Raw genomic sequence first — 16,231 nt, 5'->3', positions numbered from 1 at the left:
CCCGACCCCACGTCGCCGTACGCTGCGGCGAGCGTCTCGACGTGGCTGTCGCGGGCGACTTTCGCGACGACGCTCGCCGCCGCGACGAGCGTGTACTCGTCGTCAGCGCCGTGCTCGGCGGTCACGTCGACGTCCGCCGCGACGCCGTGGGCGACACGGCGGCCGAACCGCTCCTCGTCTACGTCCCCGGCGTCGACGTAGCCGGCCAATCCGTCCGCCGCGACGGCGTCGAGCGCGCTGGCCTGCGCGTCGACCGTGAGCGCGTTCATGTCCGTCTCGGGGTGGTCGATGCGCGCGACCGGAATCTCCGCGACGCCCACCTCGCATGCGTCGCGGATGCGCGCGTCCAGGTCCGCTCGACGCTCCGGCGAGAGGCGCTTCGAGTCCGCGACGCTATCCGGGAGGTCGGCGGGGTCGCCGGCGACGGCCGCCGCGAACATCGACCCCAGCACGGGCCCCTTCCCGGCCTCGTCCACACCGAAGCGGTGCTCGCTGTCGCCCATTGCGCGCTCACTCCACGAAGAACTCGTCGTCCTCGAACGCCTCGTCCTCGCCCTCCACCGTCACCACGTCCAGCGCGGTCACGTGAGCGTCGACGCCGAGCAGGCCCGCGAGACTCGGCTCCGTGCGGCCCTCGTCGCTGGAGACGAGTTCCTTGATGTAGAGGCCGCCCTCGCCCTCGATCTCCACCGCGGCGTGCGCGTCGTCGGTCAGTTCGCCGTCGATGTCGTAGACCGTCCGCGTCCGAACCTTCTCCGCGCGCCGGTGGCTGACCCGCTGCGGGGTGTCCTGCTCGATGGTCGCGCCGTCGAGTTCCTCGATGGCGGCCTGCAGGTCCGCCTCGCTCACCGCGTCGCCGAACTCGACCTGCGCGCGGTAGCGCTTGCGCGCGTCCAGTTCCTTGACGCGCGCCACCATCTCGTAGGACGCCAATCGGAGTCCCTCGACCTCGACCTTCCCCTCGGCGTACTCGTTGATCGCGTCCTCCAGCTCACCGACGTCGGGGTGGCGTTCCTGTGGCTCCTGGACCTCGATCACGAACGGCCGCCCGGTGCCGAGCATCAGCGCGTCGATGTCCTCGCGACCCGCGCCGTGGAACGACGCCTCCGTGCCCTCCATCGCGTCCACGACGGGCGGCGCCGTCAACTGCTCGACGCTTTCCGGGTAGAGGAATCCGGTGCCGTCGCAGTGCGGGCACGGCGAGTCCACCATCGTCCCGGTCCCGTTGCAGTCCGAGCACGGCCACTTCGTCTGCGGAATCCCGCGCTCCAGTTTGCGGTACCGGCCGTACACGAACGCCGAGTTCACCGTCACGTCCACCGTCTCGTCCTCGACGTCGAGCACGGCGAGGACGTCGGGGCGTTCGAAGTCCACGTCCGCGCCGGTCGCCTCCCCCACGCGCTTCCCGACCTCGCGGTTGCACTCGGACTTGAACAACTCGCCCGCGTCCTCCGGGAGGCCCGCCAGGTCCCGCAGCATCGTCTCGTTCTCCTCCACGAGCGGTGGCGCCCGGGTGCCGACCTGGTACGTGTCGAACTCCTGGTCGCTCACCGCCTCGAGGACGAGGTCCGCGAACTCGTCGAAGCGCCCCGCAGCGCCCTCGCACACCCAGCACTCCGAGGCGTCGATTGGCTCGTAGGGCTCGTCGTCCTCGAGCGCCACGGTGGTGCGGAGTGCGCGGCCGCGCTCCGCGTTCGTCAACCCGAAACTCCGGTCCGCGAAACACCGCCCGACGCACGCGTCACAGATCGGGTCCTCCGCCAGGACCCGACGTGCGTTCTCCAAGATGGTCATGTGCGTGTTCTCGGGGGCGCGTGGTACGTATGCTTCGGTCCGTCTGCCGAACACCGATTGCAGGACGGGCTACCACACCCAATCAACGGAATATCAATACTTGAGGGGCTATCTGTCCGAAGACGAGTCTGGCGAAATACTGTTCAACGGAACAGCTTGGTGGGGTAGCCAGCAGTCGCGAAGACGCAGACCGTACGAACGATGAGATAGAGCGGTCACTCGTCCTCGTCGTCCCCGTCGGGCAGCCGCCGAACCGCCTTCTCCCAGCGCTCCTTCGCCGCCAGCCCGGGGTCCCCGACCGGGTCGTACGAGATGTCGTAGCCCGACCGGAGGTACGCACCCTCGACGCGCCGACTCCGCCACATGACGGCGGCCAGCCCGACAACCACGAGCGCGAACAGCACGACGAGCGCGACGCCCGCTGCGTCCTCGGGCGGCCACACCGCCGGCCCGACGAACACCACGAGAGTACCCAGCGTCACCGCCTCGAGGACGAACAGGAGTGCGCTTCCCGATATCTCGAGCGACCGACTCATCCCTACCGGACGGTCGACTGTCGGGCACATAGGCCTTGCCGCGAGCTTCACACCCTGCAGTCGCGCCGAAGCTGCCCGCCCCCCGAGCCTCGAACCCGATGCACGTAAGCGGGGCCGCGCCGACAGTCCGGCCATGAGACAGTTCGTCGTGCTCGGGCACCACGCCCCCATCGACCCCGACTTCTCGCTGGACGACCTCGCGGGCGCCGCGGGCCGCCTCGACGTGCTCTGCCGGTGCGTGAACAGCGCGCTGTTCCTCTCGCACGGCATCCGGGACGCCGCCCGGATTCACCTCGTGTTGCAGGACGAGGTGACCGTCCGAATCGACAGCGCGGACCTCCGGTACATGAACCCGGACGAGCGAAACATCGCCGGCCTCCTGCGGCAAGCGCTCGAGGCGAAAGACCAGGCCATCGGCCACCGCGAGGCCGAGTCCACGCCCGGCATCCACGTCTCGAAGCGCGGCTTCCAGCCAGTCCTCGAATCCATCGACGGCACCGTCGTGGAACTCCACGAGGACGGCGACCCCCTCGCGGACGTCGACCCGCCTACGGACCCGGTGTTCGTGCTCTCGGACCACGAGGATTTCACCGAGGCGGAAGCCGTGCTGCTCGCCGAGCACAGCGACCGACGGGTTCGCGTCAGCCCCGAAATCCTGCACGCCGACCACACCATCACCGTCGCGCACAACTACCTCGACACCCAGGGGTTCAGTGAGTACTGATGCGCGTGAGTGTCATCGGCGGGAGCGTTCCGAGCGAAGCGGGCCTGGACGCCGCACGCGAGGTTGGACGACTGCTCGGCGAGCGCGGCCACACTGTCGTTTGCGGCGGCCTCGGCGGCGTCATGGAGGCCGCTTGTCGGGGAGCCAGCGACGCAGGCGGGCACACCATCGGCATCCTCCCGGGCGAGGACCGGCGCGCGGCCAACGAGTACGTCGACACGGCCATCGCCACGGGTCTCGGTCACGCGCGGAACGCGCTCGTCGTGCTGAACGGCGACGCCGTCGTCGCCATCGACGGCGCCGGCGGTACGCTCTCGGAGGTCGGGTTCAGTTCGGTCTACGACCGCGCGATCGCCGGCATCGACGCGCCCGACGCGCCGCACGTCGCGGACGTGGAAACGCCCAGCGATGCTGTCGACTACGTGGAAGCGAACGTCGACTGACAGACGACGCCCCGGCTTCCCATCGCAGCGCCCGAAAGAAAAACGCGGAATCGAGATCGCGACTGCCGGCTTACTCGAGGTCGAAGCGGTCCAGCTGCATGACCTTGCTCCAGGCGTCCACGAAGTCGTGCACGAACTTCTCCTCGGCGTCGTCCGCGCCGTAGACGTCCGCGATGGCGCGAAGCCGGGCGTTCGACCCGAAGATGAGATCGAAGCGGGTGGCCTCCCACTCGACGTCGCCGGTGTCGCGGTCGCGGACCTCGAAGACGTCGTCGTCCCCGGAGACCGATTCCCACTCGTAGCTCATGTCGAGGAGGTTCGCGAAGAAGTCGTTCGTGAGCGTGCCGGGCTGGTCCGTGAGGACGCCGCGGTCGGAGTCACCGTACGTCGCGCCCAGCGCGCGCATCCCGCCGACTAGCACCGTCATCTCGGACGCCGACAGGTTCAGCAGGTGCGCCTTGTCGACCATGCGCTCCTCGGGCAGTTGGTCGTACCCGCCGCCGAGGTAGTTCCGGAAGCCGTCGGCCTCCGGTTCGAGCACCTCGAAGGACTCGACGTCGGTCTGCTCCTGGGTGGCGTCGTTGCGCCCCGGTTCGAAGGGCACCTCGACGTCGTAGCCGGCGTCTGCGGCTGCCTGTTCGACGGCCGCGTTCCCGCCCAGGACGACGAGGTCGGCGAGCGAGACGCGCGTGCCGTCGTCGCGCGAACTGTTGAAGTCCTCCTGGATTCCCTCCAGGGTCTCCAGGACCGTCTCCAGTTCGTCGGGCTCGTTGGCCTCCCAGCTGCGCTGCGGTTCCAGTCGGATGCGCGCGCCGTTGGCGCCGCCGCGCTTGTCGCTGTCGCGATACGTCGACGCCGACGCCCACGCGGTCTTCGCCAGCTGCGAGACGGAGAGCCCCGAATCCAGGAGCTCCGCTTTGAGCTCGGCGACCTCGTCGTCCCCGATGAGGTCGTAGTCGACGTCCGGGATCGGGTCCTGCCAGAGCATCGTCTCCTCGGGCACCTCGGGGCCGAGGTACCGCTCGGGCGGCCCCATGTCGCGGTGGAGGAGCTTGTACCACGCTCGCGCGAACGCCTCCTGGAACTCTTCGGGGTGCTCCTGGAAGCGCTCCAGGACCTCACGGTAGTCGGGGTCGTGTTTCAGGGCGACGTCCGTCGTCAGCATCATCGGCGACTCCGTCTCCGACGGATCCTGTGCGCCCGGTGCCGACTCGACTGACTCCTCGTCGACCGGCTTCCACTGCCACGCACCGCCTGGCCCCTTGACCGAGACCCAGTCGTTCTCCAGGAGGTTGTCGACGTACCCCATGTCCCACTGGGTGGGGGCGTCGGTCCACGGGCCTTCGATCCCGCTCGTGATCATTCCCGGGACCTCGTCGAAGTCGTGGTCCCAGCCGAGGCCCTGGTCTTCGATGGGTGCCGCCTCGGGCTCCGGTCCGAGGTGTTCGTCCGGGTCGTCCGCGCCGTGGACTTTCCCGAAGGTGTGGCCGCCGGCGATGAGCGCGACCGTCTCCTCGTCGTTCATCGCCATGCGGTCGAACTCCTCGCGGATGTTTGCCGCCGACCCTTCGACGTCCGGCTCGCCGTACGGACCCTCGGGGTTCACGTAGATGAGGCCCATGACGGTGTTCGCCAGCGGGTCCTTGAGATTGCCCACCTCTCCGTCTTCGAAGCGCTCCGGGGACGTCTCCTCCCACTCCTGTTCGGGCCCCCAGTCGACGGCGTGGTTGGACTTGAACTCGTCCTCGCGACCGCCCGCGAAGCCGTACGTCTCGAACCCCATCGAGTCCAGGGCGACGTTCCCGGCGAGCACGATGAGGTCGCCCCACGAGAGTTTGCGGCCGTACTTCTGTTTGACCGGCTGGAGCAGGCGTCGGGCCTTGTCGAGGTTCACGTTGTCCGGCCAGCTGCTCTCCGGCGGGAGGCGCTGGAGGCCGCCGGACGCGCCGGCGCGGCCGTCCGCGGTGCGGTACGTGCCGGCGCTGTGCCACGCCATCCGGATGAACAGCGGCCCGTAGTGACCGTAGTCGGCCGGCCACCAGTCCTGCGAGGTCGTCATCACGTCCTCGATGTCAGCTTTCACCGCTTCGTAGTCCAGCGACTGGAACGCCTCCGCGTAGTCGAAGTCCTCGTTGAGCGGACCGATCTCGCACGCGTTGTCGTCGAGGACGTCGACGTTCAGGAGGTTCGGCCACCAGTCGTCGACGCTCTTTGGCTCCCAGTGCTGCTCGCTTCCCCCGTCGGGTCGGGGGGCTGTCCCGCGCTCGGGTGTGTCGTTACTCATCGAAGATCTACCTAGCGGAGACCAAACACGCCTCCCGCATAACCGTGCTGTTGGCAAATACCAAATCGTGTTGTATGTTGCCAAATTGATGCCGGGGGTGGCTTCCCGCGCGGACTTTCGGGCGCCGGTACCGCCCCGGAATTCGCCGCACACTCCACCGATTCGCAAGCGTTAAACCCACTACGGGCCAACGTATTCCTGCGGGCCGGTGGGGTAGCTTGGTATCCTTCGGCCTTCGGGTGGCCGTAACCACGATTCAAATTCGTGCCGGCCCACTACCCTTATACCCTTTTTCCAGGGTTCTCTGACACTTAGCGGCCGCTTTACGGGGTGGTCGGCGTGAGCCGCTACCTCCGAGTCGTCGCCTACGCGAGAGGACGGCAGCGGGTTCACCTCGAAATCTGTCCTGCCTGCGGCTACGACTACGACCGCGGCGAGGACCGCCACGAACACATCGCCGAGCACGCGCCCGAGGATTTCGGCCTCCCACCGCTTGGCGAGAGCTCACCTGGCCACGACGCGCCGCTTTTCGGAGGTGAGGCCCGTGGCGACTGACGAGTTCGTCCCCGCCTCGGAGTTACGGACCGACGGCGGCCCACAGGTCCGTCGCTTCGACTACTGGGAGACCGTCGCCGACGACGCGCCCGAAGCCGACGAGTGCGCCGTCTGCGGCGCGCACGGCCCGGACTGCCGGCGCGTCCGTCTCCCCGACCGTGACCGCGAGAAAGTCGCTCTCTGTGCCGCTTGCCGCTCACTGTGGGGTGAGTCCGGTGCCGAGTGATGGCACCGACGAGCGTGCGGACCTCGGCCGTACAACTCCGCAACTCAGGTTTGCGGATGAGCAGTCGATGCCCGAGGAGACGCTGTACCAGTACGGCTGCCCGGACTGTGGGGAGCTCGTTGCAGAGTGGCAGGACTGCCCCGAGTGTGGCTGGTACGACGCCGCCGCGTGGACTGCCGCCGTCAAACAGCGAGAGACGGGCCGCAGCATCACGATGGCGGACCCGCTGGATTTGGGTGATTGGCGATGATGCGCGTCTACCACGGCGCGCCCTCGCCGGAGAACCTCCGGAAGTGCCGGAAGGCGGCTCCGAGCCACGTTCATGGCGCGTGCTGGACGCCCCAGAAGATGGTCGCCCACGAGGTGCCGTACTTCATCGACAACGGCGCGTTCACTGAGGAGTTCGACCCGGAGGCGTGGCGCGACCTTCTCGCGACCGTCGACGAGGAGATGCCGCACCCGCCGGACTTCGTCGTGCTCCCGGACGCGTTCAACGACGCCGACGGGACGCTCGCCCGCCACCGCGAGTACGCCGAGGTCGTCCTCGACCACGGCTTTGAGCCGGCTCCGGTGCTCCAGCCGGGGCGCTCGGTCACCTCTCAGGTGGCGATTGCCGACGGCCTCGGCGCTGACATAGTCTTCCTCGGTGGGGAGTGCCGCTGGCAGCGTGCCCACGGCGAGGAAATCGTCGAGGAGGCCCACGACCGCGGGCTCTGCGTCCACATCGGAAATCCGGGCTCGTCGGAGGGGCTCGTCTGGGCGTACCGCGTGGGCTTCGACTCCGTGGACACGAGTTCGATTCTCCAGAACCAGTATTTCCACTGGCTGGAGGACTTGGAGGTCGCCACCCATTCAAGTAGGGGGTACGGTAAAAAGGCCTCTCGGCAGTCCGTGCTTTCGGAGGTGACGCGCGTTGCCGAGTGACCGTGCGGAGTTCGACCGTGGTACTCCGCGCTCGGTGCTCCGGCGGGGCTACTGGATGCAGTTGTGGGCGGCGTTGTACGCGCTCACGACCGTCTACCCGAATCCGGGCCTGACCGCGCTCGTCGTCGTGCTCGTCGCCGTGCTGGCGGCGCTCATCTACGCGACGCGCCCCTCCGAATGGAGGGAATCGCTGTGACTGCCGCCGACCCCGGTACGGTTCCGGTGGCGGTCTCCGAGCACGCGCGCCGGCAGTTCCAGCTGCGGGCCGACGCGCTGCACCTCACGCCCCGCGTCGAGGACGCCTGGCGGCAGGCCCACGCCATTCCCGGCGGCGACTGGTTGCGCGGCGAGCGAGCGCGCTACGACCCGACGACCCGGTGTGTATTCCCGGTGCGGGACGGCGAGATTCGGACGGCGATCTACGCGCCCACGGCGAAACCCGCAATTCGGGCCGCGGTTCGACTCGCTGGGTGGCGTCCATGAGTCGCGCTCGCGCCTCCTCGAAGGCCGCCGGCGAGGCCATCGAGGCTGAAGTGCTACAGGCCGTCGACGCGCTCGCCTACGTCGGCGACAGTGACGCGGAGTGGCACGACGCCCGCGTGAACGGCTTGCTCGACGGGACGGACACCCGTCTCGGCAGTACACCGCTGCTGGCCAACGGGACGCCGGTCGAAATTAAGGCCGCCCAACGCCGCCTGAACAGCGGCCAGCGCGGCCGGTATTTCATCCGCCAGCGCCAGCACGACCGGCTGGTCGCGGAGGCCGCCGCCTACCTGTTCGCCGTCTACGACCCCCGCCAGCAGCGCGTGCTCGCGTTGCTGGCCGTCCCCGCCAGCATCGTCGATGAACTGCTCCCAGCAGGCTGGACGGCCGTCGACGACGACCGCGCCGAGGAAGGCTATCGGCAACTGGCGTGGAGTCGCCTGTTCGACCCGGAGACCGTGGAGGGGTCGGCGTGAGAACGCTGGATCTAGCGCCCCACGAGTTCGACGTACACCTGCATTTCGCGGAGAACGGACTCGACCCCTGGTTTGGCGCGGACGCGCTCGTGAAAGACAGTGACGGCAGCCGAGCAGCAAAGTTCACGCACGCCGGTGAGACATGGGTGGCACGCCTCTCGTATCGCGACGAGGGCGGTCTACTTCCCCCGACGGGCGGCGTCACCGACGGCGGCGCCCGTGTCGAGCACGAGACGATCCGGGAGTTCCAGTTGAAGGTCGCTCGCCACCCCGACGAGGACCCGGTGGGCAAGCAGGACTTCACCGCGCACATGAGCCCGCGGTGGGCCGGACTTCATGGCGAAAACGATGACGGGGAAGTCGTCGAGATTCCCGTCCCGCCGTCCCTGCAGAACGACGGCCTGAACGTTCGGATTCAGGGGTCGAACATCGAGTTTACGCGGTATCTCGACCTGTTCCAGACGGCTACACAGGTGCTCGGGTTTTCGGCGCGGTACTTCCAGGAGCCCGAACACACGAGCAACATCCTGGACGCCGAGAAGTATGCCCGCCTCCACCGCGACGCCAGCGGGCCCGTCCACGCTCGTGACGGCCCGATCGCTTCGATGGCGCACCTTCTCGAGAACGACCGGAGTGGTTACCGGAAGCTCGTCCAGAACGACCAGGACGAGAAAGGCGAGAACGTCCAGGGCTACTACCATACGGCGACCTTGGATGCTCATCGGCTTGGTGAGGCGTTCCCCGGCCACCGCCTCCCGAAGGAAGTGAAACACTACTACGCCCGAGAGGCTACTCGGCTCGACGAGAGCGAGGCGCTCGCCCATCCGAAGGTCGGCGCCTCTCTGCAGACCTCGTTGGTCCCCGCCGAGCAGACGGTTCGCTTCGACGATCTCGTTGACCTGGAGCGCGAGCTCGACCAGACGGTGTTGTCGGTGCTGGCCGACGCCGGCCTCGATGTTGCACCCGATGACATGGGCGGGAGTGCGTACGTCGAGCTTGATGCGTACTGGTCGCCGTCGACGAGCGAGCGCGGCCCCGACCCGATTCAACTCGACCTGACGCGGGTCCGTCAAGAGCAGGAGAGCGTGGTAGTTCGCCACCTGACGGACGGCCTCAGTCCGGTTCAGTGGGAAGCGTTGGGCACGCTCGTGACCGACGGCGGGGAAGTCTCCCCCCAGGATATTGCGACGGAGAACGACCGCCACGTCGGGAGCGTTCGGCGTGCGCTGCGGGCGATGAGCGAGCTCGTCGACCGCAAATACGGCGAGTGTGCGCTGCGCTCGGAGTACGTCGCCGAGATGGTGCACGACGCCGTCCAGGAGGCCCGTGATGCCACCCGGACGGCCGTCGAAACCTCCGCGAAGGCAATCGAAGCCGCCGAGCGTGGGGCGTCGGACGCGATGGCTGAGTGGGTTGCGTGGTGCAATCGCCACGGCGTCGACATCCGGAATCGCGCCGACGCGCTGGAGATCGACATGGGCGACTTCGAGGAGGTCACGTGGGCGTACAACGGTCTGCCGAGCGTCGTCTCGAATCGGTTGCGGACGGCCTTCGAGGTGTGGACGAACGCCGGCCAGGACCCCGAGCGCTTCCGGCAGGCCGTCGTGAAGTTCCGCGCCAGCGGCGTCGAGGGCACGCGTCGCGCCTGGAAGGCCCTCCGGTAGCGCGGCCCGCGGCCAGTGGCAACACTACCAGACCACTCCTATAACTCAATTCTATTTGCATCCAACCAGCTGTATAGTGCAATCTCAGTTGTGATGGCCGCGCTCGTCGAGGGCTCCGACCAGATCGGACCGGCTCGTTCGGCCGGGAGAATCGAACCGGGGGCGTTCGGTTCTCCGTTAGGGGTGTCCCTAAGGGGACAAACTCAAAACACACCGCACCGCTGCGCAGCGCGCAGCGGAAACCGCCCCCGCCCCGCGGGGCGCGCGAAAAATTTTGGACTAGGCTTTGCTGTTGACGCACCAGAACCATACATTTTCTGATACATGGGTCAAGTAGCGGCCGCTGAAACCCCTGACGCGCGTATGGCAACTTCAGAACTTTTCAGCCTCCACAGCAAGGGAGGCTTTGACCTGCAAGACATCATCGTCGCACCGGCATTCAGTCTCGCGGCCGTCGTCCTGACGGGCATCGGGACGTTCTCGATGTTCGGCTACTCATTTTCCGACACGCTCCTTTCAGGGAGTGGCATGAGTGTGAGCATCGCGTTCGTCGTCGCGTTCATCGGCCTCGCGGCGAGCTGGACGACGAACCGCGCGGGGGACGGCTGGGACGATCTAGACGAGATCGAGAGCATCGCGGTCGCCGCCGGCGTAATCGTGCTGTTCGGAATGGCGTTCATCCCCGCCATCCAAGACCTCGTGTTGGGGAGTCAGGCCATCGGTCTGGTCGCGTTCCTCGGCCTCTCCGGCGCGTACACCGTCACGGCGTGGTACTGAGGTACTCACGAATGAACGAACTCAACAAGCGAGACGCCGTCGCATGGGCGATGGGCGCTTCGGCCGCGCTCGCCGGCGCACTCGTCGGCGCGGGGGCAGTATGAGTCGCGGCCCGACCCTCCGCGGTGTCGGCGTCGTCCTGATGGCGATCGGGCTGGTGACGGCGCTGGCAGGCGGCGGCTTCCTCGGCCCTGGCGCCGAGTCGACGCTTGATGAAGCGTCACCCATCGGCGCGGTCGACGCGCTTGGGTTCACCGCTGGCGTCGTCATCACCGGCGGCCTGCTCGCCGCCGGCTACCTGATGGACGAGTACCACTCGGGTGCTGATGGAGACTCAACTGTCGCCGTCGACGCGAACGAGACGTATCAGGAGGTCCACGCTCAGAGTCAACTGGTCGCCGGGCAAGCCGACCAGTCGACGACGATCCTGAACAACACGGTGTTGGATGGTGCGCAAACCATGTCGTGGACGCAGGGGAAAGCCTCGTTCATGGACGCCCTGAGTGCGAACAAGAGCAAAGCGGTCGCGCGACAGTGGGCGTCAGAAAACGTCACGACCTACTACTCGGTGACCGAAACCAACGTCGTCCGGCAGTTCAACGCGACGACCAAAGAACTGCAGTATCTCGCTGGCGTCCACGAGGCTCACAGTGACCTCGGACCGGCGTACCAGGACACGCGGGTAGACAACTCGATTGCCGAATCCGATTTCGTGTCGTTCAACTACACCCTCTCGAACGGCACGAACGTCTCCTACGTAGCCGTCTACAACCAGTTTGACGGCAACGATGGCGGGCATGTTGTTGCGTTGAGTGACCTGTCGAATCAGCTGTCGTCCGCTGATGCGTCGAGTCTGTACTTCGACGGGATCAAACTGCAGTCGGCGTACAATCAGTCGGCGGTGCCGGTCCTGGGGACTGGAGGCCAGGACGATTACAACCGTTTCCACAACCTCCTGAACGAACTCCAAACGCAGGAGGGTCAGATGTCGACCAACATCGAAGCGTGGTCGAACCAGACCTACGACTCCTGGGAAGCGGGGAACGTCAACATCACCGACGTACCCGACCCGATCACGCTGGCGAAACAGTTCGCGACGGACTACAACTCGACTGGTCATTACGCGTACGCTGGCGCTGACCTCGCGATGATGGGCGTCAAAACCGAGATGAACACCTCATTCACCGTCGAAGTGCCCAGTGAGAACGAGACGCTGTACGGCCAGATGTACACGGACTGGGAGCCTGCCGCGACGAACGGTAGCCTCGAAACCGGCCACCTGTACAACGTGTCGAAGACGGACGAGATCGTGTACATGGCGACCAACGACGGCCTTCGGGCCATCGGGTCGGATTTCAAAATCACGTCCATGACGAACGTGAAAACGGGCGAATCGACGAACTCCACGACCACGGAGAGCTACAACACCCAGACCGCGGACGTGACCCTGACCCAAGAACAGCTACAGCAACTGCTGGAGCTTCGGGAGTCGGTCCAGGAGCGTGAAGAGGCGGCTGCCAGCGGTGGCGGGTTCTTCGACGGCCTCGGGCTGAGCGCCGACGTCGCCGTGCCCGGCCTCGTCGTCGCGGCCGGCGCCGCGCTCGTCCTGCTCGGCCGCACCTAACCACACCCACTCACCCCCTTATTTATGAGAACACTCGCACTTTCGATAGTCGCGGCGCTGGTCGTGCTCGCTGGCATAACCGCCCCGGCTGCCGCCGCCGGTAGTCCACAGCCCACGGCGCCCGATCTAGGCAACGGTGTCGCACAGTCCGCCCAAGAAAACGAAACGACCAGCGGCCCAGCCGGCAAACAGATCGACAGCACCATCTCGCTGGTGTCGTCGTCGTACAACCCCGACAGCGGCACGGTGACGCTGGTGTTCGACTCGGCGGCCTCGCGGCGCGTCACCCTTTCGGACGCGGGTGGTTTCCTGGAGGGCGGGGAGGTGAACCGGCGAACGATCACCGTCGACGGCCGTACCGCGGCCGAGTTCGCCGTGACCGAGACTGACCGTGGGTATGTCGGCGTCTCCATCGCCACCGATCAGGTGCTATACGCTGAAATCGTGCGGTCCCCCTCAATTAGTCCGTTCCGTGGCTCTACTGGGACGGTTGGGTGGTTCGGGGGTGCTGGCATCGTGATTCTGTCGTTCGTCGGCGCCGCACTCTGGAAGCTCCACAAGGAGGGCGGCGAACCCGTGGAGGCAGACATATGAGTGACCTGAGCGCGACGTTCAACGGCTGGCAGGACCGACTCACGTACGTCGTGGCGGAGGCACAGCTACTCGTCGCGGGCGTGCTCGTCGCCGCTGGCGTCGTCCTATGGTGGTTCAATCCCAACGTTCCCGGCGTCCCGTCGTGGGTCACAAACGTGCTCGTCGGGTGGCTCGTCCTGGGCCCGCCGATGTTCATCGCCGGCCTGCGATTCGTGGACTGGTTGCGGATTCGCAACTACGTCGAAGTCCACCACGTCAACGCCGTCGAGGACACCGTACGGACGTATTTCGTGCCACCGGACATCTGGGGCGACAAGCGGGTTGATGGACCGGCGCCGTACCGTGTGAACGACGGGGATGCGGTCTGTGTTCGGGAGTTTGAGTGGAGTGGTGAGTACGGGGAGAACGGTCACCTTGCCGTCTCTGGCGTCTATCTCTCGGAGTTAGAGGATACGAAGCTGCTCACCTCGCAGTCCCACATGCAGCGAATGTACGAGGATCTGGTTGACTCGCATCTGTCGCTGGCGTATCTCAGCGAGTCAATTAGTGACCTGTCGGCGGACCTCCAGACGCGATTGATTAACAAGGTTGTGGAAGCCCGCGAAAAAGGCGAGCGCCTGGATAAAGACGCCGTCCAGGACGTAACCGAGCAGTTCCGGTCCCAGGCTGAGGCCATCACGGACGACGAACTCGCGGACATCACGCCCGACGATCTCCCCGACCACCTCCCCGACGCGCTCCCGGCCGGCGAGACGCACAATCCGAGCGCGGGGGCGCCGTCCAGCGATGGGCATGGGCCGGCCGCAGCCGACGGAGGAACCCAAGAATGAGTGACGGGAGCGACCAGAACGACTTGTATACGGCCGCGCAGTACCGTGAGCACGTCGAGCGTCAGGGCCATCGAGACCCCGACGCCTACCCGCACGCCGCGGTCACGTCCGACAGTGACCTGTCGCGGTTTCTCTCAGTCATCGAAGCGGAGTACGACCCAGAGAGCGAGTGCGACGGCGCGGAGACGATGCCAGGACGCGCTGCCGATCTAGACGCGGTGACCGCAATTCGGCGCATGGAGGCGACCGAGGAGGGCCGCCGTGCGCTCCACGACGGCCACCCAGCCACCCTGAAGTACCAGACGGGGGACGTTGGCCAGCAGGCGGACGTCTCCGGGCTGAAGGCGATCCAGGACATCGATCATTTGATTGATGGGCCGGCACCGGTGGTCGTGGTGATTGGCGAGATGGGCGCGGGGAAGTCCAACTTCGCGGGGCTGCTCGGGCAGCGATTCAGGCACAAGAATCCGCACGCGCTCATCGGCTCGAACATCAAGAGCCTCCGCGAGAAATCCGAGTGGGAGGACGAGCGCGGTCGCGAGCGCGACGGGTTCCTGCCGTCGTTTCCGGCGCTCAAGGAGTGGCTGCAGCAGGACGGGAATCCGCTGGAACACGACCAGACGCCGAAGCTGGCAATCCTCGACGAACTCAGTTCGGAGGCGTCGGGCAGCGGGAAGTCCGGCCAGTTGACGCGGAAGCTGATGGGGCCGTTGGTGTTCAAGGTCCGGAAGTACGGCGGCGCGCTCATCGTGATTGCGCACGACGAGTCGTCGATTCACCCAATGTTGTGGCGTGTCGGCGTCGTCGTGAAGAAGGTGAGCCAGAAGAAGGCGGTGGTCGCGGACCGAATCACGAACGGCGAGATCCGGGGCGTCCAGACGGAGATCGAGGGCATCCCGCCGACGGATTGGCGGTACAACGACAAGGAGGCCAGCAGCTGGTCGTGGCGGGAGACGAGCAGCGAGGGGGACGAGCCGGCGGTGGCGGAGATGGACGTGAAGCGCGTCTCGATGTGGACGATTGCGCAGGGGATGGAGGACGGTCGGTCGCCGCGTGCAATCGCGGAGAACGTGCCGTACAGCCATCAGACGGTGCGGAATTGGTGGGAGGAGTACCAGAATGGGGGTGAGAAGCGCGAATGGGTTTCGGACGTGCAGGCCGCAATCGCCTGACGGCGGAGCGGTGTCAAGGTGTCAAGTGCAAGCGGGCCCCTTTACTCGTAGCCCACAGCGCCGGTGCTCGCGCTCGGTGGAGCGCTCGCCGCGGTGGGCCGCGCGCGGTCGGTGGCGCCGCAGGTAGATATATAAAACGCGCGACGAGCGCGGGAGGCGCGTAACGTGCCGAGTCAGAAGGCGAACAAGTACGGGACGGCCGTCGAGTACAAGATGGCCGACCAGCACAATCTGTCGTTGGCACGGGCCTCCTGGAAGGACGCCGACGCCCCGGACGGAACGCCAGTCGAAATCAAGGCTGCGATGCACGAGCACGCGGATGGCCAACCAGGGACGTTCAAGATTTATCGGGAGTACCACGAGCAGCTGCAACGCGAGGGTGGCGTCTACGTGTTTGCGGCGTACCGGATTCGTGGCCGCGGCGTCGAAGTGCTGGCCCACGACCGACGGCGGGCGTCACGGCTGCCGACGGTGCGGTGGCACGGCGGCGGAGAGCATCGAGGAACTCAGCAGGCGAAAATTGCTATCAGAGATGTCTTAGGCTAACTATTTTATCACGTATGGAAGAACTTTCTCCGGTTTCACATCCTGGATTTCATATAGGAAGTAGTCTAACAAAACGGTATGTGGGATTTTAATCCGGAGTCATTATCTAAATCGTTACTTCAGAGTGGTACGCTTCGCTGGATACTACTCTTGCTCACCTTCGCTATATCTATTGTCGCAATTGTAGCCGCAATCTTCGGTGGATTCCAGCAAGCCGGTGAGCTTGCTGCTGTCGCAGCCGCATTAGCGACAATTCTCCTTGTTTCTCTAACCGCGCAATATGCAGAACAAACCCAAAAATTGGTCAAGGAGAATCGACGTGATAGAGAACACCGACGAGAATTAAAAAGAGAGGAACGGCAGCGAGAGGTGAACGCATTAAGACGTGCTCTGCGAGAGGAGATCGGGAAAGTCCAGTATTTCGATGAGCTATCGGAGACTTATGAAGTTAGGGCTCTGTTGAAATCCTCGGAGAGTTACAGGTTCACATAGTAGTCTAATCGTATGGAAGTCCTCCCGAAGTCGCGGTTGCTCCGGTTCGTTGAGCAGGCGTACCACTTGGCTCGGCGAGGTGTTGCC

Annotated in this window: 20 protein-coding genes and 1 tRNA gene; 17 read left to right on the top strand and 4 right to left on the bottom strand. The window is 65.9% G+C overall.

Features of this window, described 5'->3' with window-relative positions; genetic code table 11:
* The 3 genes from rnhB to GRX66_RS09275 form a co-directional block, all read right to left on the bottom strand.
* The coding region (gene rnhB, locus GRX66_RS09285) for a ribonuclease HII (RefSeq protein ID WP_159526303.1) at nucleotides 1-503 on the bottom strand (503 nt) is incomplete at its 3' end.
* 7 nt (nucleotides 504-510) lie between these two features.
* Complete coding sequence (locus tag GRX66_RS09280) at nucleotides 511-1,794, bottom strand: tRNA pseudouridine(54/55) synthase Pus10 (RefSeq protein ID WP_159526302.1); 1,284 nt, start codon at nucleotides 1,792-1,794, stop codon at nucleotides 511-513.
* Nucleotides 1,795-2,009: 215 nt separating this feature from the next.
* A complete protein-coding gene (locus GRX66_RS09275) occupies nucleotides 2,010-2,330 on the bottom strand; it encodes a hypothetical protein (protein ID WP_159526301.1) in 321 nt (106 codons plus the stop codon).
* 133 nt (nucleotides 2,331-2,463) lie between these two features.
* Here GRX66_RS09275 and trmY point away from each other — a divergent pair, with 133 nt between their 5' ends.
* Nucleotides 2,464-3,054, top strand: coding sequence for a tRNA (pseudouridine(54)-N(1))-methyltransferase TrmY (gene trmY, locus GRX66_RS09270; RefSeq protein WP_159526300.1), 591 nt, complete (start codon nucleotides 2,464-2,466; stop codon nucleotides 3,052-3,054).
* Nucleotides 3,054-3,497 carry a TIGR00725 family protein gene (locus tag GRX66_RS09265; protein WP_159526299.1) on the top strand — a complete coding sequence of 148 codons (444 nt, stop codon included), beginning with the start codon at nucleotides 3,054-3,056 and terminating at the stop codon, nucleotides 3,495-3,497. Before trmY ends, GRX66_RS09265 begins: the two co-directional genes overlap by 1 nt.
* A gap of 70 nt (nucleotides 3,498-3,567) precedes the next feature.
* Here the strand turns inward: GRX66_RS09265 and katG are convergent, their stop codons facing one another.
* A complete protein-coding gene (gene katG, locus GRX66_RS09260; RefSeq protein ID WP_159526298.1) occupies nucleotides 3,568-5,781 on the bottom strand; it encodes a catalase/peroxidase HPI in 2,214 nt (737 codons plus the stop codon).
* Between the two features lie 202 nt (nucleotides 5,782-5,983).
* On the opposite strand from katG, the gene GRX66_RS09255 reads away from it, so the two are divergent.
* From GRX66_RS09255 to GRX66_RS09185, 15 genes are all read left to right on the top strand, one after another.
* A tRNA-Pro gene (locus tag GRX66_RS09255) sits at nucleotides 5,984-6,056 on the top strand.
* A gap of 64 nt (nucleotides 6,057-6,120) precedes the next feature.
* Nucleotides 6,121-6,336 carry a hypothetical protein gene (locus GRX66_RS09250; RefSeq protein WP_159526297.1) on the top strand — a complete coding sequence of 72 codons (216 nt, stop codon included), beginning with the start codon at nucleotides 6,121-6,123 and terminating at the stop codon, nucleotides 6,334-6,336.
* Nucleotides 6,326-6,562 carry a hypothetical protein gene (locus GRX66_RS09245; protein WP_159526296.1) on the top strand — a complete coding sequence of 79 codons (237 nt, stop codon included), beginning with the start codon at nucleotides 6,326-6,328 and terminating at the stop codon, nucleotides 6,560-6,562. Before GRX66_RS09250 ends, GRX66_RS09245 begins: the two co-directional genes overlap by 11 nt.
* A 67-nt stretch (nucleotides 6,563-6,629) precedes the next feature.
* The gene (locus GRX66_RS09240; protein ID WP_159526295.1) at nucleotides 6,630-6,812 is read left to right on the top strand and encodes a hypothetical protein; all 183 of its coding nucleotides are present in this window, start codon (nucleotides 6,630-6,632) and stop codon (nucleotides 6,810-6,812) included.
* Entirely contained in the window at nucleotides 6,809-7,486 is a 678-nt protein-coding gene (locus GRX66_RS09235) for a hypothetical protein (protein ID WP_201292972.1), read from the top strand. The genes GRX66_RS09240 and GRX66_RS09235 overlap by 4 nt, the downstream gene beginning before the upstream one ends.
* Nucleotides 7,476-7,682 carry a hypothetical protein gene (locus GRX66_RS09230; protein ID WP_159526294.1) on the top strand — a complete coding sequence of 69 codons (207 nt, stop codon included), beginning with the start codon at nucleotides 7,476-7,478 and terminating at the stop codon, nucleotides 7,680-7,682. The genes GRX66_RS09235 and GRX66_RS09230 overlap by 11 nt, the downstream gene beginning before the upstream one ends.
* Entirely contained in the window at nucleotides 7,664-7,969 is a 306-nt protein-coding gene (locus GRX66_RS09225) for a hypothetical protein (RefSeq protein ID WP_159526293.1), read from the top strand. Before GRX66_RS09230 ends, GRX66_RS09225 begins: the two co-directional genes overlap by 19 nt.
* Nucleotides 7,966-8,445 carry a hypothetical protein gene (locus GRX66_RS09220; protein WP_159526292.1) on the top strand — a complete coding sequence of 160 codons (480 nt, stop codon included), beginning with the start codon at nucleotides 7,966-7,968 and terminating at the stop codon, nucleotides 8,443-8,445. The genes GRX66_RS09225 and GRX66_RS09220 overlap by 4 nt, the downstream gene beginning before the upstream one ends.
* Nucleotides 8,442-10,109 carry a DUF7845 domain-containing protein gene (locus tag GRX66_RS09215; protein WP_325064027.1) on the top strand — a complete coding sequence of 556 codons (1,668 nt, stop codon included), beginning with the start codon at nucleotides 8,442-8,444 and terminating at the stop codon, nucleotides 10,107-10,109. The genes GRX66_RS09220 and GRX66_RS09215 overlap by 4 nt, the downstream gene beginning before the upstream one ends.
* A gap of 363 nt (nucleotides 10,110-10,472) precedes the next feature.
* Nucleotides 10,473-10,886, top strand: a complete 414-nt coding sequence (locus GRX66_RS09210; protein ID WP_159526291.1) for a hypothetical protein — start codon at nucleotides 10,473-10,475, stop codon at nucleotides 10,884-10,886.
* Nucleotides 10,887-10,986: 100 nt separating this feature from the next.
* On the top strand, nucleotides 10,987-12,510 hold the full coding sequence (locus GRX66_RS09205) for a hypothetical protein (protein ID WP_159526290.1): 1,524 nt from the start codon (nucleotides 10,987-10,989) through the stop codon (nucleotides 12,508-12,510).
* 24 nt (nucleotides 12,511-12,534) lie between these two features.
* On the top strand, nucleotides 12,535-13,104 hold the full coding sequence (locus tag GRX66_RS09200) for a hypothetical protein (RefSeq protein WP_159526289.1): 570 nt from the start codon (nucleotides 12,535-12,537) through the stop codon (nucleotides 13,102-13,104).
* Nucleotides 13,101-13,934, top strand: coding sequence for a hypothetical protein (locus GRX66_RS09195; RefSeq protein WP_159526288.1), 834 nt, complete (start codon nucleotides 13,101-13,103; stop codon nucleotides 13,932-13,934). Before GRX66_RS09200 ends, GRX66_RS09195 begins: the two co-directional genes overlap by 4 nt.
* Nucleotides 13,931-15,106, top strand: coding sequence for a hypothetical protein (locus tag GRX66_RS09190; protein WP_233745404.1), 1,176 nt, complete (start codon nucleotides 13,931-13,933; stop codon nucleotides 15,104-15,106). The genes GRX66_RS09195 and GRX66_RS09190 overlap by 4 nt, the downstream gene beginning before the upstream one ends.
* A 213-nt stretch (nucleotides 15,107-15,319) precedes the next feature.
* Entirely contained in the window at nucleotides 15,320-15,652 is a 333-nt protein-coding gene (locus GRX66_RS09185; protein WP_159526304.1) for a hypothetical protein, read from the top strand.
* The last annotated feature ends 579 nt before the right edge of the window (nucleotides 15,653-16,231 follow it).

The organism is Halobacterium bonnevillei, assembly GCF_009831555.1.
GTDB lineage: Archaea > Halobacteriota > Halobacteria > Halobacteriales > Halobacteriaceae > Halobacterium > Halobacterium bonnevillei.
Note: the sequence above shows the minus strand (reverse complement) of the source record. Positions and strands in the feature narration are given on the sequence as shown.